General features: G+C 42.3%; 16 protein-coding genes and 1 tRNA gene. 4 read left to right on the top strand and 13 right to left on the bottom strand.

Going from position 1 to position 26,572, the window contains the following annotated elements; translation table 11 throughout:
• Positions 1-15: 15 nt before the first annotated feature.
• The 12 genes from F3J22_RS14415 to F3J22_RS14360 all read right to left on the bottom strand — a co-directional run bounded on the left by F3J22_RS14415 (position 16) and on the right by F3J22_RS14360 (position 21,159).
• Positions 16-2,106 carry an AIPR family protein gene (locus F3J22_RS14415; protein ID WP_167018545.1) on the bottom strand — a complete coding sequence of 697 codons (2,091 nt, stop codon included), beginning with the start codon at positions 2,104-2,106 and terminating at the stop codon, positions 16-18.
• Between the two features lie 9 nt (positions 2,107-2,115).
• Positions 2,116-3,996: an AAA family ATPase gene (locus F3J22_RS14410; protein ID WP_167018543.1), complete on the bottom strand. Its 1,881-nt coding sequence runs from the start codon at positions 3,994-3,996 to the stop codon at positions 2,116-2,118.
• A 10-nt stretch (positions 3,997-4,006) separates the two neighbouring features.
• Entirely contained in the window at positions 4,007-7,687 is a 3,681-nt protein-coding gene (locus F3J22_RS14405) for a Z1 domain-containing protein (RefSeq protein WP_167018542.1), read from the bottom strand.
• Positions 7,684-9,132 (bottom strand): ATP-binding protein, encoded by a 1,449-nt coding sequence (locus tag F3J22_RS14400; protein ID WP_167018540.1) that lies wholly within the window; start codon positions 9,130-9,132, stop codon positions 7,684-7,686. Before F3J22_RS14400 ends, F3J22_RS14405 begins: the two co-directional genes overlap by 4 nt.
• Before the next feature lie 133 nt (positions 9,133-9,265).
• Positions 9,266-10,888, bottom strand: a complete 1,623-nt coding sequence (locus tag F3J22_RS14395; RefSeq protein ID WP_167018538.1) for a DNA cytosine methyltransferase — start codon at positions 10,886-10,888, stop codon at positions 9,266-9,268.
• Between the two features lie 6 nt (positions 10,889-10,894).
• Positions 10,895-11,329 carry a very short patch repair endonuclease gene (locus F3J22_RS14390; protein ID WP_167018536.1) on the bottom strand — a complete coding sequence of 145 codons (435 nt, stop codon included), beginning with the start codon at positions 11,327-11,329 and terminating at the stop codon, positions 10,895-10,897.
• A gap of 152 nt (positions 11,330-11,481) precedes the next feature.
• Positions 11,482-11,566: transfer RNA gene (locus tag F3J22_RS14385), tRNA-Ser, on the bottom strand.
• A 210-nt stretch (positions 11,567-11,776) separates the two neighbouring features.
• The gene (locus F3J22_RS14380) at positions 11,777-13,192 is read right to left on the bottom strand and encodes an efflux transporter outer membrane subunit (RefSeq protein WP_167018534.1); all 1,416 of its coding nucleotides are present in this window, start codon (positions 13,190-13,192) and stop codon (positions 11,777-11,779) included.
• Between the two features lie 42 nt (positions 13,193-13,234).
• A complete protein-coding gene (locus tag F3J22_RS14375; RefSeq protein ID WP_167018532.1) occupies positions 13,235-16,399 on the bottom strand; it encodes an efflux RND transporter permease subunit in 3,165 nt (1,054 codons plus the stop codon).
• Positions 16,400-16,536: 137 nt separating this feature from the next.
• Positions 16,537-17,730: an efflux RND transporter periplasmic adaptor subunit gene (locus tag F3J22_RS14370; protein WP_167018530.1), complete on the bottom strand. Its 1,194-nt coding sequence runs from the start codon at positions 17,728-17,730 to the stop codon at positions 16,537-16,539.
• Positions 17,731-18,156: 426 nt separating this feature from the next.
• Complete coding sequence (locus F3J22_RS14365) at positions 18,157-19,050, bottom strand: helix-turn-helix domain-containing protein (RefSeq protein WP_167018528.1); 894 nt, start codon at positions 19,048-19,050, stop codon at positions 18,157-18,159.
• A gap of 12 nt (positions 19,051-19,062) precedes the next feature.
• Positions 19,063-21,159: an endonuclease MutS2 gene (locus F3J22_RS14360; protein ID WP_240155105.1), complete on the bottom strand. Its 2,097-nt coding sequence runs from the start codon at positions 21,157-21,159 to the stop codon at positions 19,063-19,065.
• Positions 21,160-21,490: 331 nt separating this feature from the next.
• Between F3J22_RS14360 and msrA the strand changes: the two genes are divergently transcribed.
• From msrA to ygiD, 4 genes are all read left to right on the top strand, one after another.
• A complete protein-coding gene (gene msrA / locus F3J22_RS14355) occupies positions 21,491-22,153 on the top strand; it encodes a peptide-methionine (S)-S-oxide reductase MsrA (protein WP_167018524.1) in 663 nt (220 codons plus the stop codon).
• A 67-nt stretch (positions 22,154-22,220) separates the two neighbouring features.
• Complete coding sequence (locus F3J22_RS14350) at positions 22,221-22,640, top strand: hypothetical protein (protein WP_167018522.1); 420 nt, start codon at positions 22,221-22,223, stop codon at positions 22,638-22,640.
• 56 nt (positions 22,641-22,696) lie between these two features.
• Entirely contained in the window at positions 22,697-23,107 is a 411-nt protein-coding gene (locus tag F3J22_RS14345) for an Rrf2 family transcriptional regulator (RefSeq protein ID WP_167018520.1), read from the top strand.
• A 110-nt stretch (positions 23,108-23,217) separates the two neighbouring features.
• The gene (gene ygiD, locus F3J22_RS14340; protein WP_167018518.1) at positions 23,218-24,039 is read left to right on the top strand and encodes a 4,5-DOPA dioxygenase extradiol; all 822 of its coding nucleotides are present in this window, start codon (positions 23,218-23,220) and stop codon (positions 24,037-24,039) included.
• 7 nt (positions 24,040-24,046) lie between these two features.
• Here ygiD and F3J22_RS14335 read toward each other — a convergent pair whose 3' ends face one another.
• Complete coding sequence (locus tag F3J22_RS14335) at positions 24,047-26,446, bottom strand: ABC transporter permease (protein WP_167018516.1); 2,400 nt, start codon at positions 26,444-26,446, stop codon at positions 24,047-24,049.
• Positions 26,447-26,572: the final 126 nt, after the last annotated feature.

Raw genomic sequence — 26,572 nt, 5'->3', positions numbered from 1 at the left:
GAATTATCATTCAGGTTATCCAAGCAAATCTGGCTCATATGTCCTTACGATCTCCACTATTTTCAGTCCTGTTTTTATAAGGTTTTCGGGCAACCCGGATTCACCGTTCATTATACTTTGTGCAATTGCGACAGAAGCAGATTGCTGACGGCTGTTTAACAAACCGGAATCCCTTCCCCATTTACCAACGGCCTGCCACTGTCCAAAAGTAAAGTTAATGAGACTTTCTTCTTCAAACCTTCTTTGTTCTTCCTGCCCATTAGCTTCTATTTCACTTGCTCTTAATTTTTTTTCAGCCAGACTTAATATATCTGCCTTTATATCTTGCAAATCAACATTGAATCTCTTATCTCTGACAACAAACCAGCACCCCTCTTTTTTGGCCCATTCTCCAAATAATGCACCGGGAGCATTTTGCTTAATAAATGCTTCTATTTGCTGTAACAAATCATACAATAATTTTTGAAGATTTGCTGAGATATTCTGGGCCTTCCAGATCTTTCTGAAATCTATTCTGTTATTTGTTTTATGACATAGCCAGGCAATAGCATAAGGAACGGAAATATATCTCATATCACCTATGGCGTTAGGTTTGGTTCCGTAAATCTTCTCTGCTTTCCGGAATAATATTGCCTTACCTATCAGCTCCTCAAAAAATAATGAATTTGGAAATCCCGGGAGATTATAGGCAATAAATTGAGAATAACTTTTCTGACTACCTCTCACAACCATATGCGGTCCTGATGTTAGCTTAGTACCATTATAAATTTCCTGGCAAACATTTATATACTTTGCCAATTCTTCCTTTGTAAATAATTGCGACCTTGGATTTATTTGATCAAAATTCTGTATTTTTCTTTTTGGCGAACCATATTTTGGTCTCTCATTTTTATACTGTCCCCTGGCTCGTTCATAAAACCACTTCGTTTGTAATGCTTGTCCTCTGGCTGGAGGAGCCCAAATACTTCGTGATAGTTTTTCGATCTCAATATGAAACGGTGTATTTGAACTTAGGTCAGATATAGAAACTTTATTCTGTGTATTGGCGTATTCTGCAATGCGACTGACAGTCTTACTGAATTTTTCTTCATCCCCTATTACAGATATTTTCATTTGAACATACACATTAGAAAGGTCGACTTTATCCTTCACTGAAGTATGATAAATTGCTGCAGTAGTCTGTCCACCATTCACAATCTGAAGATCATCAATGGTTTCAATTAGCAGCCCTTCGTCTGATAATTTTAACCTTACTCCATTTGCTGTCGCCGCAATTCCATTATTGAACGCAAGAAACATATGTGGCTCATTCATAATAGTAGAACGTATTCCCTTATTTACCTTACCAGTAAATTGCAAAAATGCCCTTACATTCTGCTCAAGAAGCCTGGCCCCATATTTCTCATAAGTTGCAGCAAGAGCTGCAGCTGGAATAATTGCAAGATAGGATTGATATTCCGGGTTATTTATGTTTGCTTTTATGCAGGGTACCTTAAAGCCTCCTTTAAGGAAATCTATAGCAATTGGGGTACGTTCTTTTTTCGTTATGTTATACAGATAATTAATATCAACGATTTTAAAAAAAACCGGCCATGCAAATAATTCTCTTTCATCAGGTAGGTCACCTTTAAAAAAGCCATTCGTGAGAATGGTTACATTTAACCTTACCAGTTTCTTTCGCAGATCTTCAGATTCGCTAATAGTTCTGGCAAAATCGAAGATTTCGGTAGATTCTTCCAGATCCTGAGCATATCCAGAGGACTGTACCTTTTTAAAAAAGTTAACCGCAAGTTTGGCAGCACTTTCGATTTCCTGCTTCGAAATTCTCTGTATAGGATCTGAGTGTACAAATCTGGTTATAAATAAGTCAATTGTTTCATAATTATCAGAGATAGCATATGCATTTATCTTATGTTTATTGCGAGGTACAATACACTCATCGAATGCTACATGGTAATTCTCTGTTTCCCCACTTTCTGAAAGAAGACTTAAGGCATGATTGGTAAATATTTGTTCCAGAAATGCACCATCCTCAGCATCAATCTGCTCTCCTTCCAACTCTTGCATTAATTGTTTATAATACGCATGAAGATCTATTTGTTCCATAGCTCAAATTTAAATTAGGTCCGATAGTTTTACACCCTCTTCAGTAAAAACACAATCATAAATAAAATTCTCATCTGATTTCCTATCCTTTCCGCAATCAAAAATAACGGAATCACAAAGTTTGCGCAGTGTACCATACTCAAATTGCATTACTTCAATTTTTCCATATTCGGTAACTTTATAGAGAGACCTGCATCTTGCATTAAAAAGCATTCGAAAGTTTTCATATTGAAAGTACCTGATATTGTCCAAAGCCTCGAACCGATAACAGCAGCACTGACTAGCCCCATTGTCTATCATACAATATAACTGGATAGATTCAACTCCGTCAATTGGAAGTATAATCTTCGAATTAATTTTTTCAATTTCTTCAAGAATTGCAAAAGCAGTCATAAGCTCTCGCTTGAAAACCGAAGAAGTAAAATCATCATGAGAAAGCGGATTTAACAGCCTGTTCTTGACCGCGCCTAATTCATCCAAAAAAGGGAATGGAATATTATATTGATTTACCAGACTTTGAAATTGATTAATAAGGCTCTGAAGGTTCGCAAATTTCAGAGGGTTAATTAACTGACCATCTTGTGGCTCTTTCACCCTAAAAGACCAGACATCATCATTTTGCACCATATCAAATCTATTCCTGGCCAATATAATGGAGCCATTATCGATTCCACCCTTCTCAACTCCCGGATATAATAAATTACCAGGCAAAACACTTCTCAATATTCGCTCAAACTCCTTTCTCAGATAATTGGCACTGGCCGGATAGTCGCAATGAATGAAGTGAAAACGAGCCCGTTCTTTATAAGAGTCGGAATTCCGGATGAAGGGTCTATCCGGCTGTTGAGCATGATTATCGACATAAAATTCAATATGCTTCCATCCCTTTCTCAGATAACTCTTTGCTACCCCAAACCATTCCCTGTCATATGTCGTCAAAAAAACCTGGAAATCCTTAAAAGATGTTCCATCTCCAAGATTATCAGCTAATAAGATATCTATTAATGGTAATCTGTTTGACATATCCAGCCCAATAAATATATCATCCAAAAATAGAATCCTGATACTTGAAGGAGGTAGATTAAGTAAATGAGCAAGATAAACAGAGATTGCCATCGACGTTAGTCTTGCCTCATTAAGAAAATCATGGTGCTTAGAAATATTTGTATCAAAAAAGCTGATATCAAAGGATATTTCAGGATTGATCAATATGCCATCTTCAATCCTGCAATCATTATACTTAATACAAATATTACATTCTCTGTGAAACCTGGCGAGTAGTAAATTAGCTTTCTGCTGCAGACTTTCAAATATTGAGTCAAGATTGATATTGTAATCGTCTATATCAGTATCATCTTTCTTTTCCAATATCTTCTGCCACAATTCTCCAACAGAAATCTTATTTGAAGGTTTTTTGGGAGCGGGAATTTCAAGGTGACTGAAAAGTCCGTTTTTTCCAAGAAAAAAAGAGACAAAATCCGGAGCATCATCATTATCCCGGAAATGTAACTTTAACAAATCCCGATAACTAATAAAACCGCTAAGTATACCTGCCTCCTTAATAAGCTGACTGCTTGTAGTGTTAGTCAGATCTTCGTCGGAAGAGAAAAAAATATCCTGCCCGTCATCCAATTGCATGTGAACGCATGGCGGATCAGATACATTCTCCTGACGAAAAAACAGATTCTTGCTAAAAGTATGTCCCAAAGTCCTTCCAGACAGAAACACATCCTTAAGCGCTCGGTAAAGCGATGATTTTCCACTGCCATTCTCCCCATATATCAACAAATTTTCTCCCTCAGGCAGCTCTATTCTATATCGATCCTTTTCCTCATCGTTGTGATTCAGAAAAGCACGATAGTTACTAACGTGAATGGATTTAATTTTCATTTTGGGTCAGCTACAGATTCCTGTATATGTAGTTAATTTTATCAATTGTCGTAACTGCGTATACCGCTTTTTTGATAGCACTATCAGGCCTGTTCATTGTTTCATAGAATTCCTGAAGTTGCTTCAGACTATTATCAAAAGGGGGCAACATCGTGAGCTCAGAAAGAACTGACAGATTCGATTCCTTAAATTCCTCTGGAAAATAAATCTCAAATATCGCAGCATCCAGAACGTTAATAAAGTAGGAAGACAATTTGCTTGACTCACGGGTATTATAGGTTGAATTCAGCATTTGAATTCCCCAAACAAGAGACATAATCCCTACATTATCCGATCCACTTCTGTCAATAGGAAATTGTCTTACAAGCTCACCTGTTTCAGCATTGGTTTCAGGGTTCAAGCTAATAACATAGTATGCAAAAAATACTGAGTTTAACAATGCACACAAATATGGCGCGGGTATATCAGCAATTCCGATCTGAATACAGTCATCATCTATCATGTATTTTCCAGAACACAATCCAAAGGCCTGACCAGAATATATACGAGGGGCAATAACCATATCTTCCTCTATAACTGCAGTATCTGGATCCGCTATCCAAAAATCGGGACTTCTATTAACATAATACCTCGATATATCCTCAGCTCTGAAGTACGGGATACTATCATCTGGTTTCACGTTCATAGGTATTGCGGTAGGCTGTCCTGTCATTCGTGGCGAGGCACTGAACCTAACTTTAACTCCTCGTTTGAAAAACTCATCCTGCCCAAGTAACTTATTAACTCCCCCTTTGTTTTCCAGAAAACTATCCAGAGATTCCTTGGTCGTATACTGCTTATCATCACTGATAATACCATCATCCTCCACATCTCTTTCATCAAGTTCTTCCGGATAATCCAATTCTTTGAGGAATTGCTCGTTGACCGCATATTCAATAGGAACATCTTTGATAATTTGAGGAAAGCTAATTGCCAACCCTGCAAGAGGCACATCTGCAACAGAAGCCTTGTCCTTGTCTGGCTTGTTATCAAGCAGATAAATAAGCAGAAGCGCATTTGATGGCCTTCTGACTGCCCTGATGAGCGGAGGTGACGGGATTTCCGTTAACCTGCCATTTCCTGAGTCTTCCGCAATCTTTTGGGCTCTTCTTATCTCTTCATCAGTCAAATCAATGTATTCATGACGAGGGTCGATAAGTCGTGACTGTGTTATTACATAATCTGTATCGTCACCAACATCTGCCCTTGAAGTTAAACCAATTTTAACCAGGTTGTTGATCGGAACCAGAGAAGCATCTTTTGTATTATTAATCAGGACGATTGTCCAGTTGCATAAATGATTTTTCTCTACCTGGGCAGTAATATATCTTGTGATAAGTACCTTATTAAATGAAGGTTGATCTGTAGTGTAGGCATTTAAAAAATCAATAACCAGATCAACATTATTTTCCTGGCTCCATACGAAGTGATTTCTAAAGGCCGGATCAGAATTCCGAAGCTTCCCTGGTACGCCAAGGTCATTTATCAACTGAATTGTTCGGTTATAATTCTGAAGCTGACGCTGCCTGTCTCCTTTTTTGAATTTATATGTTTCGATGAGCCTTCCTGAAAAACTCAAGGTCATTATCTTTCTGTAGCCAAATTTATTAGCTGCTGTTATTACCAACGCCCCAGGATGTGTCCTGACTTTAAGTCCGTAATCCTGTGGACTACGTCCCAGATCACTCATATGATCAAACTCGGCACGCATTTCTTCTGTCGCAACGGTTATATGACGATACCACTGAATCATTTCACTACTTGTAAAAAGCCTGCATAAATCCAGATACCCGGGCCTGTACCCAAACCACCGTCCCATTTGCATCAGCGTATCATACATTTTGGAAGCACGTAAAAAATAACTAATGGTGAGACCTTCCAATGTAAGACCACGTGACAATTTATTTCCTCCTATCGCAATAACTGACATACCGGATTCACGGTTGTCATAATAATCCAAAGGGCGGATATTCTTATGTTCAAGCCCCTCGATTCTTTTGTCTCCATGTATCGCCCTTACTTCAATTTTAGATACTGCAGGATGCAGATGCGGTAAGAGATCAAGCCACTCTATGACCGTTATGTTGGCATCGTTTACAAGCCTTTCCTCAATTACCTGTTTGGTTTTGGGCATAAATTCATCACGCCAGCATATTTCAAGCTCTCTCAAAAAGTATGGATCATTAAGTTCTACTTTCCCCGCATAATCCTTTACTACTTCAAGTACAATGTTTGCAATTCTATCCTGCCAGGATACAAATCTTGACATATGAATCAGCATCGAATTATGCTCCTTAAACTGCCCCCTTGCCCTTCTTGCCGCGCATACCAGGAAAAAATATTTTATTGCTTTCTTCAGAGTTGGAGGAATATCTTCCATTCTCGTGTCTGCCTGTTTCTTCTCCGGATTAAATGGCTTATGGCCTTCTTTTATATATGGCAGATAGTCAGTTACAATCTCATAAAGTCTGACAAACTCCTTTTCGGTAGTTAACCCATTTCCTATATTGATTGAAAAAATTTTTTCAGGACCAACATAGTTTGAAGGAGCCGGTATATTAATGATAAAATTCTTGGGGAAAATATCATCTCCCATTGAGAATGATAAATTATTTACATTTAATAACCCTTTTTCATCGTCTCGCGCGCCTCCTGGCTTAATAAAAATATTTGCAAACGGGGTTGCTGTATATCCGATATATACACTTTGCTCAAATAGTTTAATCAGCGCTCTTATACATCCATTTATTCCGGAAACCTTACTTTTACTGATATTAATGGATGCATTATCCGCCTCATCATCAATGATAAGCAATGGGACATTCCTGATCAGCTTAAGGTTATCACTCATTGTTTCACCACGACCATATAACCAGCTGAGGAGGTTTTTTAAAACAGTAGCGTTTTTCTTAACCGTAATGATAATAGGGTCATTTCCCCGAATATTTACTCCCGCCTTTTCTGAAGCCTGGCGACTAAAATCTCCGTCAATAGCATTTGTTGTGAGTGAATGTGCGACTACTTCAGGCGGAAACTTCCCCACTCCGATTCTGTTATTTGTTAAATTCAGACTTCGCGCCAATTGTGTATCAAAGCCTAGAAAACCTTCATCAATCCTTAGCTGGGTTTGGGATCTCAAACTATTGTGTACGCCGGCCAAAACAATAATAATCTTATAGCCAACATCAGCCGCTTTGCATATGAGCCCTATGTAATTTCCGGTTTTTCCGGACTGCACCTGCCCCACAATCAACCCACGTTTATCATATCGTTCTGCTGTTCCCGGAGCTGGTAATCTGTCTAGAATATCATCAGTGAGATTATCCAACTTATTAATTGTATCCGGCGCATAATTTTTCTTCTCCAGGAGGCGCCTGTAGCGATTCCAGAAGCGCCACTGAAATGCAGCCCTGGCATTTTTCACCCACGGCTCCGGACGGCTACTGTCATCCAGTGCTTTGTATTGGTTTGAAAACACAGCATACATCGATTCCAGCTCCTTTTGCAGCTTTTCCCTGTCCACATTTTCCAGATTAAATAAAGGACCTACTCTATCCAATGTATTACGAATAGATTCAGCATTAACAGCTTCAATCTCATCAGAAAGCAGGTTTAAACAAATACTTTTTGCCTTGCCATAGTTATTACTCATAGACTCGCAATTATTTCCGGATACTCATTAAAAGGTTCAATCATAAAAAGTTGCGACCTGGCATCATCTGAACTACACGTCTTCATTAGTGACTGATATATTTCCAGCATAATCTCCTTTAGCTCATTCAGTCTCTCTCCTTCGAAGGGCCTTGAAACCGTGTTCTCAGAACCAGGCTGCTGTATATTCACTGGCACTGTCTCTTCAAGAAGCTTCAGTATTTTCATAAAATCCTGTGGCTGCGCGTTGACTATAATGGGGTGATGTCTGTTGATTTCGTAAAACCTATTGCCAAACTTCTGCTTCTCCATCCAAACTGGCTGGAAATCAAAACTGGAAGTTCCTCTATTTCGAATAATTGCCCCTTTATTTGTGAATACACCCGAAGATCTAGAACATACAGCATTCGCATATGCCTTTAACCTGTTAATATATCCCGGAGGAAATCTTGCAGTCGATTTCTTGATATCAATCTGCCATTCGGCATCCAGAGAAGCAGGAAAGTCCAGCGAGATCCGTGCCAGTCTATACATTGGGTTCTTCCGCAAAAGACCAAGCCAGCTCCCCCCGATAAGTAGTCGCTTATTCCGGTAAATGTAAAAACCCTGCTGGCCATTCCACCCCTTCCCCCCCTCCATTCTGTTAAACTCATTTACTGTTAGTCTGGATTGGTGCGGAAGAATGAATCCCCTGAGTTTAGTTCCCGATAGATCAAGTATTTCTTCTGGTAAATGTTGAGTTGCAGAATGTTCTGTCAGGAATGGATTCCAGGGTTCAATCTCTCTGCCACGCAGATAGATTTTAACCTGCCTGTCTTCAATAAACCTATGAAAAACCATTGCGAGATGATCTTTCGCCTTAAGTAAAGCCGCTTCTAAATTTCTGCTTATTTTTTCATAGCTGCCGGCTTTAAAGTCAATTATCCTATCTAATTTCTTCCAGAGAACCGTTGTGCCTTTTTCCCGACTGCCAAACCTGTTGACCCAATCACCTTCGGGCATATATTCCAAAAGCTCCCATTTTTTAGAAACATTACAAATAAAGTCCAGGTCCCATGTCAAATATGCAGCCTGCTCACCGTTCTTCTTTGACATTACTGATAAACTTTTACATTGAGATAGTGATGCCGTTTTCAATCCCATCCCAAACCGGCCTAAATCATCCAAAAGACGCTCATCATCAGGTATTCTGCTACCTAGTCTCATAGCCTCTTCCAATTCCAGATCATTCATTCCACGACCATCATCTTCAATCGAAATAAAAGATTCCTGGTCTGAATAATTGAAATCAATCCAGATATTCTTTGCTTCTGCTGAGATAGAGTTATCAAGTATATCAGCAAGGGCTGCTCCAAGGGTATAACCTACCGCACGTAAGGAATTTAACATTCGGGGCGCCACAGGATCAGCTATACGGGTCTTATAACGGGAATAATCCTCTTTCATTACAATGATAATTATAACATATATAGGAAATTCATTTATAAATCTATCTTGTAAGTTATTTATTCAGTTTACACCTACCCTATTTATCTAAAATAACTGATTTTACCGGGTAATGACAAACACAATCAGACAATTAATGAAATACATCCTGAACAATCTGGGCAATCTGCCACGCCAGATAGGGAGGTACAGCATTTCCCACCTGATGGTATTGTTGGGTGCGCTCTCCACAGAAATAATAATTATCGGGGAAAGTTTGAATTCTGGCTGCTTCTCTAACGGTCAGTGTACGGCACTGTAACGAGTCGTAATGAATAAAATAGTGACCATCTTTTGCTATATGACTCGTAATTGTTGTAGCCGCAGCATTAGGAACCTGTACTCTGAAACGATCTGCAAATTTACCTGAATCAGCATTTTCATGATCAGGCAATAAGTCTGCTCCGGCTTTCTTGTAATCTTCCATTCTGGGGAAAGAACCATTTAACGCTGTATATTTCGCAGCAAACAGATACCGCTTCAGGTCCTGTACCAGGTGCTTTCGGGATACATGCTGTAATACACCATTCAATCGGGGATCCGCATACCACTTCTTTAAAAGGTGTCCCACTCTCAGGTTACTTTTTGCGGAAACACAAAACTCAGTCCCAAGTCCTGATGGATATTCAATAATATCTGAATCCGGCTCAATTCCAAGTATTCTGTTTACTTGCTTTGTATATTTATGAATATATTTTAACCAATTTTCGTCATTATCCTCTACAGTACTATAATGCCTCTTCTTAACCTCATTACCTTCATTATTTTTAATTGTGGTAATATGCGAAAATTTCTTTGTCATCCCACTTCGTATGGAAGGCAGATTACCTATTACAGATTGTAAAGTTATCTCTTCTGTCCGTTGTAAAGTTTTTTCCGGAGCCCGGACATCCTCTCTGATTCCAAGTAATATTACCCTATGTCTTTTCTGAGGCACTCCATAATCTTCTGCTTTTATTATAAAATCCTTAGGAGCAAAAGTAGGAGCACCACTATACATATCATACTGTGAAGCCTTGGTTGTGAGGGAATATATGCGGTATTTTGAAGCCTTTTTCTTCCCCACAACAGCCTCTCCTTCTGACTGACAGGCCGCTACCGGATCTGACAAATCCTTAAGTATCCTGCCAAATATATATTCCTCCTCAGTTTGAGCAGACAACAATCCTTTCACGTTCTCCATCACAAAAACAGCAGGATTATGAACGGCTATAATCCGCAAATACTCCTTATAAAGACCTACTCTTTTATCCTTAGTCTCATCAAGTTTTTTCTCCTGCCTTCTTGATCGACCTGCCAGAGAATATGCCTGACATGGCGGCCCCCCAATTAATACCCAGTCACCGGCATCCTTCAACATCTTCGTGATCCGCTTATCTATTTCTTCGTTACTAACTCCATTTGTATCACTTTCGTCAGGCTCACCCAATGTTGCACACCAGGCTTCTGCCTTAGCATGGTCAGCCTCCTCTGGAAACGCATCATATAATTCATCCAGAGAAATCTCCCCACGCACAAATGCATAATATTCTTCCGGAGCTTTCCCTACGGGAAATTGCCGGAAAAAGCTTCTCAGCTGCAATGTCTGATGCGCATGGTAGTCCTTCTCAATCGATAATTTAATTTTAAAAACCCTTTCTTTATTCTGATCAAGTACTGATGAAAATCCTTCACCTAATCCTCCCGGCCCTGCGAAAATGTCAATAATTGGTATCATTAGATCTTATATAGTACGATTTATATCCTGGATTATACTTAAGTAAAGATTGTTCAATGTTGCTGGCTGGTTTCCTTTCTTCAATTCACATTCCCAAACTACAACCACTTTCCATCCAGATGCCTGTAGTTTCTCAATTGCGGCCAGGTCATTAGATTTATTCTTCTCAATTTTATCAGTCCACCATTCGGTTTTTGTTTTGGGTATAACAAAATACCTGCATCCGGAATGACCATGCCAGAAACACCCGTTAATAAAAAGTACTGTCTTTTTTCCAGGGAATACCAAATCCGGTTTGCCTGATAACTTTTTGTCATGCAGCCTATACCTCAGACCTTTAGAAAAAAGAAACCTTCTCACTATCATTTCAGGTTTGGTATCCTTCCCCTTGATTTTACTCATGTTGTAGCTCCTGCGCTCTCTGGAATGCACGTCTGCCATATCTCCTCAATTGATAACAGTTTCAGTAGTTTAATGCTAAAATAAACTTTTACCGATTAAAATCCTGCATTTGAAACAATCAACATTGACGATTTTATGCAAAAAGAGAAAGGGGATAATCATAAAATGATTACCCCCTTTCTAAATTTCTGCGGAGAGTCAGGGATTCGAACCCCGGGACCTGTTACAGTCAACAGTTTTCAAGACTGCCGCAATCGACCGCTCTGCCAACTCTCCTGATGGAGCGCAAAGGTATGAAACGAATCGATATCACCAAAATAATTTTGAAAAATATTCTTAAATCCGCTACCACACTGCTTTGCGCCTCAAACAAAGGATGTACGAACCAGGCATTTTATCTATTTCCTGTCTGTTTTATGTGGGTCTTCGTGTATGGCTATGACTGATTCATCACTCTTACCTCCTGGCCCGTACTTCCTGAGTATCTTATTTCCAGCCGCCGCCAAGGGCACGGTATAAGTCTACCATGGCAGACAAACGCTCCCTGTCGATGCTGGCCTGATTTAATTCTGATTCCAGCGACCTGCTCTGCGCAGTAATCACTTCGAGGTAGTTAGCCATTCCACTGCGAAACAGCATCTGTGCCTGGCTGATTGCCTTCTCGGTGGTCTGCACCTGAACCGCTACCAGCTCCTGACGTACTTTCACCTTGTCCAGCTTTACCAATGCATCACTTACTTCACCAATCGCATTCAATGCCGACTGTCGGAAAGTAATCGCTGCCTGGTCACGTTCTATCCTGGCCACCTCTAATTGCGTTTTTAAAGCCCTTTTCTGGAAGATCGGCTGCGTAAGCCCTCCTGCCACTGTACCGAATAAAGAGGCCGGAATATTGAACCAATTGCTGGTTTTAAAGGAATTTAACCCGCCACTGCCGGTAATCGTCAGCTGAGGGTACATATTACCCTGTGCCGCCCCTACTCTCGCATTAGCTGCCACCAACCCCATTTCATTTGCTCTCACATCCGGACGACGACTGATCATATCCGCCGGAATACCAGTAGGCAAACTTTCAGGTACTACGAAATCACGCAGCTTACGGTCACGCGCCACTTTGCCAGGCAATTCCCCAGTCAGGATCTGAATGGCATTCTCCTGGATGGCAATAGCCTGCTCCAGCTGAGGTACCAGCAACGCCGCGGTCTGCTGTTGGGATAAAGCCTGCTGAATAGCCAGCTCCGTCACCTCACCGGCAGTCTTCTGCAGTCGCATTACCTGCACGATGGTATCACTCAGGGCCACATTCTTCTGCGCCACCTCCAGCTGCTTGTCCAGCATCAGCAAATTGAAATAGCTGTTGGCTATACCGGCAACAATGCTCGTCTGAACAGCATGTGCCCCTTCATAGGTTTGCAGGTAACTAGCCAGCGCCGCTTCTTTCTGACGACGGATCTTTCCCCAGATATCTATCTCCCACGACATATTCACGCCAAGGGTATAATCTTCTATATGATCTCCCAATCCGAAGTTGGTCATACTTACCCCATTCAAACTATTCTTGGACGGGAAACTGGTAGAACCACTCAGGTTACCGGTAAAAGACGGCAACCAGTTCACTTTCGCCTGTTTCAGATACTGCTGCGCTGCATCTGTACGCTTCATCGCCAGCTGCAAATCCAGGTTACCCTTTACTGCCTTATCTATCAACGACTGCAATACCGGATCGGTAAAAAATTGTCTCCACTCCATCCCTGCTATACTGCTGTCTGACGGCGCTGCGCCGTTAAACTGCGCAGGCAGCGGCATCGGGGGCCGCTCATAATTGCGACCCACCCGACATGCTGCTAAACCTACAACTAAGGAGAACAACAAAAAGTAAAATAAGCTATATCTTGTTTTCATTTTTCTTTTTATCTAATTCTGATAATCGATAATGCTAATATTCTAGTGTACCAGCTCTGCTTTATGTGCTGCTTCCACTTCCTCTATCGGCTTACGGCTGATTTTCTCTTGCAGGAACTGGAAGATTACAAACAGCACAGGTATGATGAATACACCCAGGACTACCCCGGTAAACATACCACCTACAGTACTCCAACCAATTGAATGGTTTCCTTTGGCAGATGCACCTTGGGTAAAGATTAATGGCAACATACCAACAATGAAGGCAAAGGAAGTCATCAAGATCGGACGAAGACGAAGCTGTGCTGCTTCCAGGGCAGCGTCAATAAGCTTATAGCCCGCCTTTCTGCGTTGCAGCGCAAACTCCACGATCAGGATCGCATTTTTAGCTAATAATCCTATCAGCATGATCATACCAATTTGTACGTAGATATTGCCCTCTATACCGCTAAAGCCGATGAAACTATATACACCTAATATACCTGTAGGTACAGTAAGGATTACCGCCAGTGGCAGGATATAGCTTTCATACTGTGCAGCCAGCAGGAAGAATACGAACAATACACTCAATAAAAACACGAACGCAGTTTGGTTCCCTGCTCTTATCTCTTCTCTTGTAATACCCGTAAACTCATAGGCATATCCTTGTGGTAATGCCTTTTTCGATACTTCTCCAATGGCTTTAATTACATCACCGGTACTATAACCTGGTTTTGGTGTGGCATTAATGGTAACAGCAGTATACAGGTTGTTTCTTGTAACTGTTTCCGGGCCATATACACGTGTGAATTTGGCCACTGTACTTACCGGCACCATTGTACCCAGGTTGTTCTTTACATAAATAGCATCCAATGAACCTTTATCCATCCGGTATGACACATCTGCCTGCGCCATTACGCGGCTATATTTACCGAAACGGTTAAAGTCCGACACAAAACTACTACCATAGTAAGTTTGCAGTGTACCCAACAGATCACCAACAGATACACCCAATTGTTTCACTTTTATTTCATCTATATCAATTGTGTATTGTGGATTACCTGTATTAAAAGTAGTGAACGCACTTGCCACTTCCGGCCGCTGACTTAACGCCCCAACAAAACCCCATGCGGTTCCTGCTAATTTCTCCAGCGATCCGTTTGTTCTGTCTTGCAGCATCATTTCTACCCCGCTCACATTACCGAAACCTTGGATGGTTGGAAAGCCAACAAAGAATGTCAAGGCATCATGTACCTGCATTGATTTGCCTAACAAACCACCTGCAATGGCAGTAGGGTCTTTTACAACACCTCTCTCCTTACGATCTTTTAACCTTACGAATATCGCAGCATTAGGAGAAGCATTCGCATTTGTTACGAAGTTCATCCCATTGGCAGCCCATACATCGCTCACACCTTCATCGTGCATCACAATTTTACTAATCTGGTTCGTTGCATTCTCCGTTCTGCTAAGTGAACTACCTGGAGGTGTTTGGGTAATACCCACTACGAATCCCTGGTCCTCGTCCGGAATAAACCCGGTAGGTGTTGTTTTGATCAGCCAAACTGTAGCAACCACCACAAGCAATAATCCGGTAATGGCCACCCACCTGTTTCTCAACAGGAATTTGATGCTCCGTATATACCTTGCCGTCATGGCATTAAAAGCAGTATTAAACGCATCGAAGAAGCGGGCACCAAAACCTTTTTTATGTCCACCTTCACCTATATGCTGGTTCTTTAAGAATAAAGCACACAACGCAGGACTGAGTGTTAACGCATTCACCGCAGAAATAAAAATAGCAATGGCCAGTGTAAAGGCGAACTGTTTATAGAATACCCCCGCAGGACCTTGTACGAAACTCACAGGTACAAACACGGCTGCCATCACCAATGTTATCGAAACAATCGCACCGGATATCTCACCCATCGTTTTAACTGTTGCCTCTCTTGCCGGTAGATGCTCTCGTTCCATCGTGGAGTGTACCGCCTCTACAACCACAATGGCATCATCCACCACAATACCGATAGCCAGTACCAGTGCGAACAATGTAAGCAGGTTAATGCTAAAGCCAAATAATTGTAAGAAGAAGAAGGTACCTATAATAGAAACAGGTACAGCAATTACCGGGATCAATGTAGAGCGCAGATCTTGCAGGAAAATGAAAACCACGATGGCTACCAGGATGAACGCAATGATCAGTGTTTCTTTTACCTGGTCTATAGATGCATCCAAAAACTCTTTCGAGTTATACATGATCTTAAACTTCATACCATCGGGTAACGCCTTATCAAATACTCCAATCTGTCGTTCCAGTTCAGTAAGAATTTCATTGGCATTGGAACCCGGTGTCTGCACAATACCAAAACCAGTAGCTGGTTTGCCATCGAGCAAATTCGAAGCAGTATAAGTATAGCCGCCAAGTTCAACCCTGGCCAAATCTTTAAGACGAAGAACAGAACCATCGTTTTTTGCCTTAATCACCATATTTTCATACTCTTCCGGCTTATTTAACTTCCCCTTGTATTTAATAATATACTCGAAAGATTCTTTACTACTTTGTCCCAAACGTCCTGGTGCCGCTTCTACGTTCTGATCTTTGATCGCATTCATCACTTCAGCAGTAGAAAGATTATTCGCAACAAGTCTGTCTGGTTTCAGCCAGATACGCATCGAGTAGTCTTTCGACCCAAATGGCTGTACCTGTGCCACCCCTGGTATACGTTGTAACTGAGGGATGATATTAATTCTTGCATAGTTATTTAAGAACAGTTCGTTATACTTAACGCTATCTTCACTATATATCGCCACAAACATCAGGAAGCTGCTCTGCACTTTCTGTGTAGAAAGGCCGGCTTGTAATACTTCCGGAGGTAGCTGGCTATTCGCTTTAGATACGCGGTTTTGTACGTTTACTGCCGCAATATCCGGATCCGTTCCTTGTTTAAAATAAACTGTCAGGATGTAGCTACCATCGTTGTTGGAGTTGGAGGTCATGTAAGTCATGTTCTCCACACCATTTACCGATTCTTCTATCGGAGTAGCAACTGTACGGGCTATTACCTCCCCGTTCGCACCGGGGTAATTGGCTATTACCTGTACCGATGGCGGCGCAATCTCAGGAAATAAAGCCGTAGGCAGGGAGAACAAAGACAACCCTCCCAGCATAACCAATATGATAGAAATAACCGTTGATAACACCGGCCTTTCAATAAATCGTTTTAACATAAATAACAATTATGTGATGCGGTATGTCCGCGCGCATACAACCAGTGCATGTGTATAACAACACTGCCTGTAGCGCAATTTGAATAATGTTTTGTATAAACGTTCTTAACACTGGCGTGCTTTCACGCTTACTTATTTTAAAGCAATGGCTTTGCTTTCAACAAACTATCTATAGATACCATCTGTGGCTGAATAACAACACCATCTTTTAAACCACCCATCATCATGGTAGATTGAGAAGATAATACAATCTTATCCCCCTCCTTTACGCCATCCGTAACAAAATAATAATTAGACGTTTTGCCGGAAATGGTAAGTGGTTTTGTAACGATTTTATTACTATCGGCCACGGTATAAATGAATACTTTGTCCTGCAATTCAAACGTGGCCTCCTGAGGAATTACCAATGCAGAAGCATGTAACGTAGGTACTCTCACTTTACCGGTACTTCCACTTCTAAGTATTCCCTGTGCATTAGGAAAGCTGGCACGTAAACTAATTGCACCAATAGTTTTGTCAAACTGCCCTTCCACTGTTTCAACTTTTCCTTTTTCAGGATAAACACTGCCATCTGCCAGGATTAATTCCACCTCTGGCATTCCTTTTACTTTTTCAGCAACACTATTACCTGGATATTTTTCCTTGAATTTGAGGAAATCGGTTTCACTTAAAGAAAAGTAAACACGCATGTCCTTTACTTCAGAAATAGTAGTCAATGCGCCTGCCATTCCTCGGCCAATAAGGCTTCCTGTTTTAAAGGGAATACTACCTACATAACCATCGCTGGGTGCAGTAATATTGGTGAACCCAAGATTGATACGGGCGGCTTCCACCTGGGCCTGTGCCTGGGCAACATTGGCTTTCGCTGAATTGTAACTTGCTTCCGCCGATTTTAATTGAACATCTGATACCACATTATTACTAAGTAGCGGTTTCAATTTATCAACGTTGATTTGTGCATTCTCTAATGCCGCTGTTGCAGCTTGTAAATTTGCAGTGGCATTGTTGAGTTGCTCTACATATGGCCTTCTGTCGATTGTGAAAAGTGTTTGACCTTTTCTAACGTAATCGCCTTCATCTATTGATATATTCGTCAGATAACCGTCTACCTGCGGTCTTATTTCCACATCACGGGTTCCTTCTACCGAAGCAGAAAAATCCTGAAACGTTGTAGCCGGTAATGTAACGGCTTTAATCACAGGTAATGCCGCTGGTGGCGGTACATCTGTTTTTGCCTGTGATGTACTGCATCCAGACAATACTGAAAGAACTATAAAGCTATAAAGTAGGCCTGCCGGCAATGATGTTAATGTTGATCTCAATGGTTTCATACTACATTTTTTTGACGACTAAAAATAAAATCCCCCCTTGCGACTCAGGCCAATAAAAGGCAGCCTTGCTTCGCAGCAATCAATATCAATGACAGCATTCGGGCGTGAGAATACAGCAGGGACAATTGCATAGCAGTACACCTGTGACGTGCATAAACTTTACGGGCACAAAGCTTATACATCCAGTGTAATACTATCCTGTACGCAGAACTATTCAGTTATGTGCATAGTTATACGAACGAGTACAGCAATAAGTTACTCCTGTAAGTGAATTAATTAAGCAATTCTGAAGGTATGCGGTTTTTCTCCGCTAAAAACTTTTCATGGCTTTCAATTTTAAAATGACGTACGGGCAGCGTCATTATTTTAATTTCACGATGCAAAAATAGAAAATTATAAATCTAAACGATTTAAATTTTTACGGGTTTAATTGTACTTTTCACGGCTTTCTCGTTGAAACACTGCCGGAGTTTGTCCGGTATGCTTCTTAAAAAACCGGTTAAAATAGGCATCGTCCTCAAAATTCAGGTGCGCAGCAATCTGCTTCACAGAGTGTTCTCCCCAATACAGTAACCGTTTTGCTTCCAGAATACGCTTCTCATCTATCACGTATTTCGCATTTCTTCCCATCAGGGCTTTTACGGTATCATTGAGGTGTCCGGGTGTAACAAATAACATTTCAGCATAATCCGAAACCTGCGGCTTCTCCCGATAATGCTGGTCTACCAGTACTTTAAACTGGCGGGCCATATTATATTGACTGCTTTCTACATTCAGCCAGATCTTATCGGATTCACGGGTAACGGGCTCGGATATACGACCACATGCTATAATAAAGGCATTCAGCAGGTTACGTATAATCTCCTCTCTCCGGATACGGCTACTCTCATATTCCCGCTCAATCAGATGGGCATATGAGAGTAACTCCTCCAGTTGTTCTTCATTTAAGGGAATAACCCCGGAACCAAAAATACAGCGCCAGCAGCTCACCACTCCCAACAACTCGGATGCGAGGAACTCCTCGGTAAAATAGATACAGATAGCCTCACAGTCTGGCGACATCCGGTGCAGGTGCACCTGATCAGGCTCCATCAGCATAATCGCCGGTGCGGTTACCTCATGCTGCCTGAAATCCACCGACTGGTGAATACTACCTTTTATAATAATATCTATACTATACCCCGTGTGTCGATGTGGTATGGCAAATTCTTCCGCCACAGGATCATCTCCTGTCATCCTGCACATCAGGAAAGGAAAATCATCTGTACAATCTTCCAAACGATAAACGGGTATTTGTTGCGGTTTGCTGGCTACTTCCATCTCTGGTCTTTTTTATTGGTTTCCCTCTTCGGCAATCTTTTCCTGGACAACCACCAGGTCGCTCAACTTAACATTGATAGGAATTTTTCCCAACTGAACGATCGCACGCTTATCACGGATCTCGATCAGTTTACCTACCTGCCTGTTAGTGAGAATCTTCACCTGGTCGCCTACCTGGGCATTTCCGCCCACTTCCTGGAACTTGTCCTGTACTTTCTTATCTAACTTTTCGTTAATCTGTTTCTCACGACGTCGGAACAACAATATCTCTGCCTGCTTCATCACTTTCTCGCGGTCGTCATTTTTCTCTGCTCGCTTCCATTCTACCACGATCTGTTTCAGCTTACGCTCCATATCTTTCAGATACTGCAGGTCATCTTCCTTAATTTTATTCTGCAATTTAAGAAAGGTTATCTGCTGATTCTTGCGTTCCTTATCCGCCAGGATCTCATACTCCTTCTTCAGCCTTTCATTCTCCTTCAGCAGTTTCTGGAGGTCTTTCTCCTTACCTTCTACTTTCTGCAGGTCCTGCTCGGCTTTGTTCAGGAGCTTATCCAGTTGAAAATGACCTTCATCCACCAGTTTCTTGGCCCTGTTAATCAGGGAAGGATGAAGCCCGATACGCTCCGCAATGGAAAACGTATAGGAACTTCCCGGCTTTCCGACGATCAGTTTATACATCGGTAACAGGTTCTGTTCGTCAAAGCCCATGGCCCCGTTGATGATTCCTTTCACTTTGTTGGCCATCACTTTCAGGTTCAGATAGTGCGTGGTAACGATACCGAACGCATGTTTCTTCGCCAGTTCTTCCATGATTACCTCCGCAAAGGCGCCACCCAGGTTAGGATCGGAACCGCTACCTAATTCATCTATAAAGAACAATGTTCTGCCATTGGCGTTTTCCATGAAATATTTCATGTTTTTGAGGTGAGAAGAATAAGTACTCAACTCAAATTCCAATGACTGTGTATCCCCGATATGGATCATCAGTTGTTTGAAGATGCCTAACTGGGATGTCGGGTGCACCGGCACCAGCAAGCCTGCCTGCAGCATCAGCTGTATCAGTCCTACTGTTTTCAGTGTCACCGTTTTACCGCCGGCATTCGGTCCGCTGATCACCAGGATATGATTATCCTTGTCCAGCGTAATATTTACCGGAATAGTAGGCTTACTGTTCCTGCGGTTATACAACAGCAACAACGGATGGTAAGCCTGTACGAGATGTACCTCCGCATGTGGTACCAGCATCGGGAAGTTACCGTCCATATCCAGTGCCAGCTTGGCTTTAGCACGGATAAAATCGTAAATCCCCAGGATGTCATGATAGCTGTTCAGCAAAACACTGTAGTTACTCAGGTTGGCAGTCAGCTGTTTGAGGATACGGTACACTTCTCTGCTTTCTTCACGCTCCAGCGACTGTACTTCACTGTTCAGTTCGATGGTATCTTCCGGCTCCAGGAAGGTGGTTTTTCCGGTATCGGATTCACCATGGATAATGCCTTTTACCTGGCGTTTATATTCCGCGTAAATGGCTACCACACGGCGTCCGTTAAGGAAAGCCTCCTGCTGGTCGGCGAGGTAGTTCGACTTATGCAATTTCTGCAAAACGCGGTCAAAAACCTTGCGTAACTCACTACGTTTACGGAAAAGTGACATTCGGATCTTAGCCAGGTCCTGGCTCGCATTGTCCCTTACCTGTCCTACCTCATCTACCACTTCATCGATCAGCGCGGTAATTTTTTTCTCGTAATACGTATCCTTTATTACCTGGTGCAGGCCACTGTATTGCAGCTTGCGGTCATGGTCAAAGAAACGTGTAATACTGTGCATACTCTCCGATAAGCGGCGGATATGTATGACTTGTTCTCCGGATAAAACAGCCCCCTGAATAGATAATAATCTTAATTCTGTTTTCAGGTTCAACACAAAATCATTCGGAAAATGTTCTTGCAGAAGGGTGAGCTGTTTATATTCGTGTGCCTGTTGTAAGGCTGTTCTGACATAATCTATATGCGTGTGCAGTCGGAGTTCTGAAGCCATTTGCTTACCAAGCTCCGTTTTACAGTGCTCCGAGAGAAGCTCCTGTACTTTATCAAATTCCAACTGCATTAAGGCAGATTCAGGAAAGTATTTCAATTTAGTCTTCGTTTAATCATCATTAGACCATCCATCCAACATGCTGCTACTCACGTCGGTTGATAGTCTGAAAAATTCATTTACAATTTCAGTTTGCTTAATAGGATAAAAGACTGCGGCAGCTGGCCCGGCAACAAACGGGTACGGGGGCATCCCTTTACATTCTTAGTCAAAAAGAATGTTAAAGTTACTGAACTTGTGGTTCTTTTGTATCATTTTACACGTAAATAAAATTTACGTTATGAATTTAGGCCGCTATAACGTCTTACATTTATATTAGATCATCGCCGGTAAATTTAATTTTATGCGAAAATACTTATTATTCGTTCTACTGCTAACAATGGCGCTGTCTGCATGCGCTCAGAATAAAAAAACTAAATCTGCTGCTAAAGAAAAAGTCAACGAAGATATGGAATTAAAAAATAACCCCCATCTTCAGGCTGCAACTTTTGGCGCAGGATGCTTCTGGTGTTCCGAAGCACAGTTTCAGACCCTGGAAGGGGTAGTAAAGGTAGAATCCGGATTTTCAGGTGGTACTGTACCCAATCCTTCCTATGAAGATGTTTGTACCGGCACCACCGGCCATGCAGAAGTCATCGAAGTGACCTACGATACGACTAAAATCAGCTACGATGAGTTATTACAGGCATTCTGGGTAAGCCACGACCCTACCCAGCTAAACCGTCAGGGCAACGACGTAGGTACCCAATATCGCTCTGTTATCTTCTACCATAACCAGGAACAAAAAGAAAAAGCAGAATATTACAAAAAGAAACTGCAGGAATCCGGCGCCTGGAGCAAGCCCATCGTGACCGAAATTGCACCTTTTAAAGTTTTTTATAAAGCGGAAGATTATCACCAGAATTATTACAATCAGAATGGTAATGAACCTTATTGCCACTATGTAATTCAGCCTAAACTTGAAAAATTTAAAAAAGTATTCGCTGATCACCTTAAAAAGCAGTAAATATTTCGGGAACAATCCCGAAATGTTTTATTATCTTCCGTAAGTTATAAAAACTGATATACCATTAATGAGCACTGTAAAAGACCTTGCCTCAACCGCATGTCCGTACTGCGGTAGTAATGATATTATTCGCGCTATACCAGAACAAAACAGCTCAGACGCGATTCTCGTCTGCAGACATTGCCAACGTGTGGTGGTGCCCGGTCACTCTTCCAACGCCAGCCGCAAAGCTATTACTGAACAAGCGATCAATCTCTGCCTTTCCCATGGCCTTATCCATGGTATCCAGTACTATCTTACCGAAAACAACAAGATCCCTGGCCAAAAAATGGAACTTAGACAGGCTAAAAATGACCTGGAAGGCCTCCTTGCTTCCCGCGGCCTCACCAATGCCATCAAAAAGCCCAGTAAAAACGGCTGTGTAATTACCCTTATCGTGCTGGCACTGATTTTAGCATCGGTTATCTATTTCTTTACCCGCCACTGATTTCGGTAAGCGCGACTTTATTCGTATCTTCGTACTGTAACATCACAAATTACAGAATGAATAACGGCAGATTTCCCATATCACTTCATATTCTGACCCTGCTCGCCAGGGCCAAAGGGGAATTATTGCCCTCCGATCTCATCGCTGGCAGTATTAACTGTAACCCCGTACTGGTACGTAAAGAAATCAGTAACCTCCGCAACCATGGCCTTATAGAAAGCAAGGAAGGTAAAAACGGCGGCGCCACACTCGCCAAACCAGCCGAAACCATCCTGCTAGCCGATATTTATAATGCCGTAAAACAGTCTTCCCTCCTGGGAAACAGCAGAAATATGCCTAATCCGGACTGCTCCGTAGGAAAACAAATAAACCTGCATCTTGATAACCTTTATGCCGAAGTAGAAGGCGCGCTTATTAAGAAATTACAGCATATCTCCCTGGACGACTTCAGCAGCCAGTTCGAATAAATAACCCTCTTCACGAAAATCATCTCCCCGGAAAAAACATCACCCGCCAACTGCTCCGAACCAATGGATACGGCACAATGTTATTTGGATAGCCTAAACGTTGCAGCAGTATGGATCTACACGATTTCAGGAATATTAGCGACCGGTTTACCAATACCGATGAAATGCCGGTAATGTTCATCGGACATGGTAACCCCATGAATGGGATTGCTGACAATGCCTTTACGAGAGCATTGGGAACGATGAGCAAGTCCCTGCCCATGAAACCCCGCGCCATACTGGTAATTTCTGCGCACTGGCTCACCAGTGGCACCCATGTACTGGTATCACTACAACCCAAAACCATACACGATTTTGGCGGATTCCCGGAAGCGCTGTACCAGGTACAGTACCCGGCACCAGGCGCACCGGAACTGGCCATAGAAACAGGAAAACTCATCACCAGTACCGACGTTGTTGAAGATAACCACTGGGGGCTGGATCATGGCGCATGGACCATTCTACGGCATATGTACCCTGCCGCCGACATCCCTGTCTACCAACTGAGTATCGATTATCATCAACCACCTGAATACCATTTTAAACTGGCAGCGGAGCTAAAGGCACTACGAAAAAAGGGGGTACTGATCATTGGAAGTGGTAATATCGTCCATAACCTATACCAGATCGTCTTTTCACTGCATGCAAAACCCTTCGACTGGGCTATCTCCTTCGATGAAACCGTTAAAAAGAAATTGCAGCAAGGCGCTTTTAATGAGCTGGTCAACTACCAGCAACTTGGCCGGGAGGCCGCGCTGGCCATCCCAACCAATGATCATTATCTGCCAATGCTTTATACGCTGGGGTTAATAAATAAAGGGGAAGATATTCGTTTTACCTATGAAGAAATACAGAACGCCAGCATCAGCATGCGCTGCTTCCAGACGGTGTAATCGCTTATCAGTCCAACGTTTTCAGGCTCTTCGCCGGATTGGTCAGTGCCGATTTCCAGGCATAAAAACTCACTGTCAGCAATGCCATTAACAACACCGACGTAGCCGTGATAATAAATATGCCAAGTCCAGGCTGAATATGATAGGCAAAATGCTGCAACCAGGTATTCATCATCCAGACAGACAACGGCACCGCGATAACAATGGCCACTATCAATAGCTTCAGGTAATCCTGCGATAACAGGCCTACAATGCTGATCGTAGAAGCACCCAACACTTTCCGTACACCAATTTCCTTGAGACGCTGAGAAGCCATGAATGCCGCCAATCCCAATAAACCCAGGCAGGCAATAAACAGGGCTAATATGGTAAAAATCATGAAAAGCTTTTCCTGCCTGCGTTCTGCCACATATTGCTTCGCAAAATTCTGGTCCAGGAAGCTGTAGGAAAAGTCATGCTCCCGGTCGAAATCTTTATAAACACTTTCTATATATTTAAGTGCACCAGGGATATCTTCCTTACTCACCTTAACATACAGGTTATCCTCCATGGTTTGTTGCGGCGCCATTTCAAGCACCAGCGGTGCTATTTTATGTTGAAGCGAATAGGTATGAAAATCCTTTACTACGCCTATAACGTTGCAGGATACACGCGTGCCTTTGTTGTCAATTTTCTGCTCTACTCTTTTACCGATGGGGTCCTTCCAACCCATTTTCTTCACAAGGGTTTCATTTACTATCACGGTATTGTACCTGTCGGCATTCCCTGTATCTGAAAAGTTTCGACCCATGGCAATCTTTATATCCATTATTTTCACAAAATCTGCATCTACAAATAAATTCTGTGCAAGAAGGCTGGATTCAGAAATTTTGCCATCCTGTTCAAAAAAATATCCATGAGAACCGATATCATTGCCACCGACAGGATTACTGGCTGCGGCTACACCTAATATCAGTCTGTTACTCAGCAGTTGTTGCTTCATCGCCGGAATCCTGTATCTGGAAGCCTCCGAAGGCAGATGAAAGGATAATGTCTGATCGGAATTGAAACCCAGATCAGTATGTGTTACATAACTGAGTTGCCGGTAAGCTACAACAGCACTGGCAGCGAGCATAATGGCCGCACTAAACTGAAATACTACCAGCACTTTTCTGAAAATCCCCTGAGAACGATTGCCAGCAAGGCCTTTCAGGGATGTAACAGGCCTGAACCCGGATATCACCAGCGCCGGATATATTCCTGCCAGCAAACTTGTGCTAAGTACAATGGTTACCATTGCCAGCCATGATTTCAGCACGCCAAAGTCCCACAAACTGAAAGTAGTTCCGGTAATCTGATTGAAGGCTGGCAATGACAGCCAGACGATCCCCATGGCGATGATGCCGGCAAACGTCACCATCACCAGCGACTCTGCCAGGAACATACCAGCTACCTGCCACCTGAAGGAACCCAATACTTTCCGCAGGCCTACTTCCTTCGTGCGTAAGGCTGCCCTTGCCGTAGCGAGGTTCATGTAATTAATGCAGGCAATCAGCAAAATCAGTATGGCGGCGGAAAGGAAGATGTAAACGTAGGTAACATTACCATTAGGGCCAAGCTCATAATCCAGGTTGGAATGCAGGTGAATATCATGGATGGGCTGTAAAATCATATGATAGCTGACACCATCGCCCATGTGATCTTTCAGGTAACGATCATAAAAGCCAGCCAGCTTTTTTGTCAATGTATTAATATCCGCACCTGGCTTAAGTAAGAGATAGGTATATAGATTAAAATTCTGCCAGCCATCTGCGTCGAAGCCTGGTGCCAGCGGCCTTACCGCCTGGAACTGCATATGCGAATTGTGTGGGAGGTCTTCAATAACACCGGTGACGCGGCAAACCGCCGGCGCTCCGGCCACGATGGTTTTACCCATCGCATTTTCAGGACTGCCAAAGAGTTTCGAGGCGGTTTCTCTTGTAATCACCATGGCATCAGGCGTCGAGAGCGCTGATGCCGCAGTTCCTGCTATAAAATGATATTGGAAGATGTTGAAAAATACCGGATCAGTAAAAAATACGGAAGGCAGTTCAAACCGTTTATTATTCACTTCGAAGGTGCCGCCACCATCGGATAGTATACGTGTCATAGATTGCACCTCTTCGTAATCCCGTTGCAACACGGGGCCAAAGGGTGCGGAGGTTACCGCCACATTCATACTTCCGCCAGTCCAGTTAACCGTATTTACTGCACGATAGATGCGTTGCTGTTGCGGCAGAAAATTTTCATAGCTGGTTTCGTGCTGTACATAAAGTAATAGCAGCCAACAGGAAGATAGCCCAACCGCCAATCCTGCAATGTTGATCAGCGTAAACAGCTTATACCGTATAAGGTTACGCCAGGCGATAGTGATATAATTGCGAAACATGGGGATACATTAAAAGTTTGAAAGCAAATAACAACTGTTTTAATACTCTCCTCCAATGCACCTGTAATGCCAGCTTCTTCTTAATTAAATATCAAAAAACAGCATATACTCATTTAAATACATATG

It is taken from the genome of Chitinophaga sp. Cy-1792, from assembly GCF_011752935.1.
In the GTDB taxonomy this organism is placed as follows: domain Bacteria; phylum Bacteroidota; class Bacteroidia; order Chitinophagales; family Chitinophagaceae; genus Chitinophaga.
This window is presented reverse-complemented; position numbering and strand designations above follow the sequence as displayed.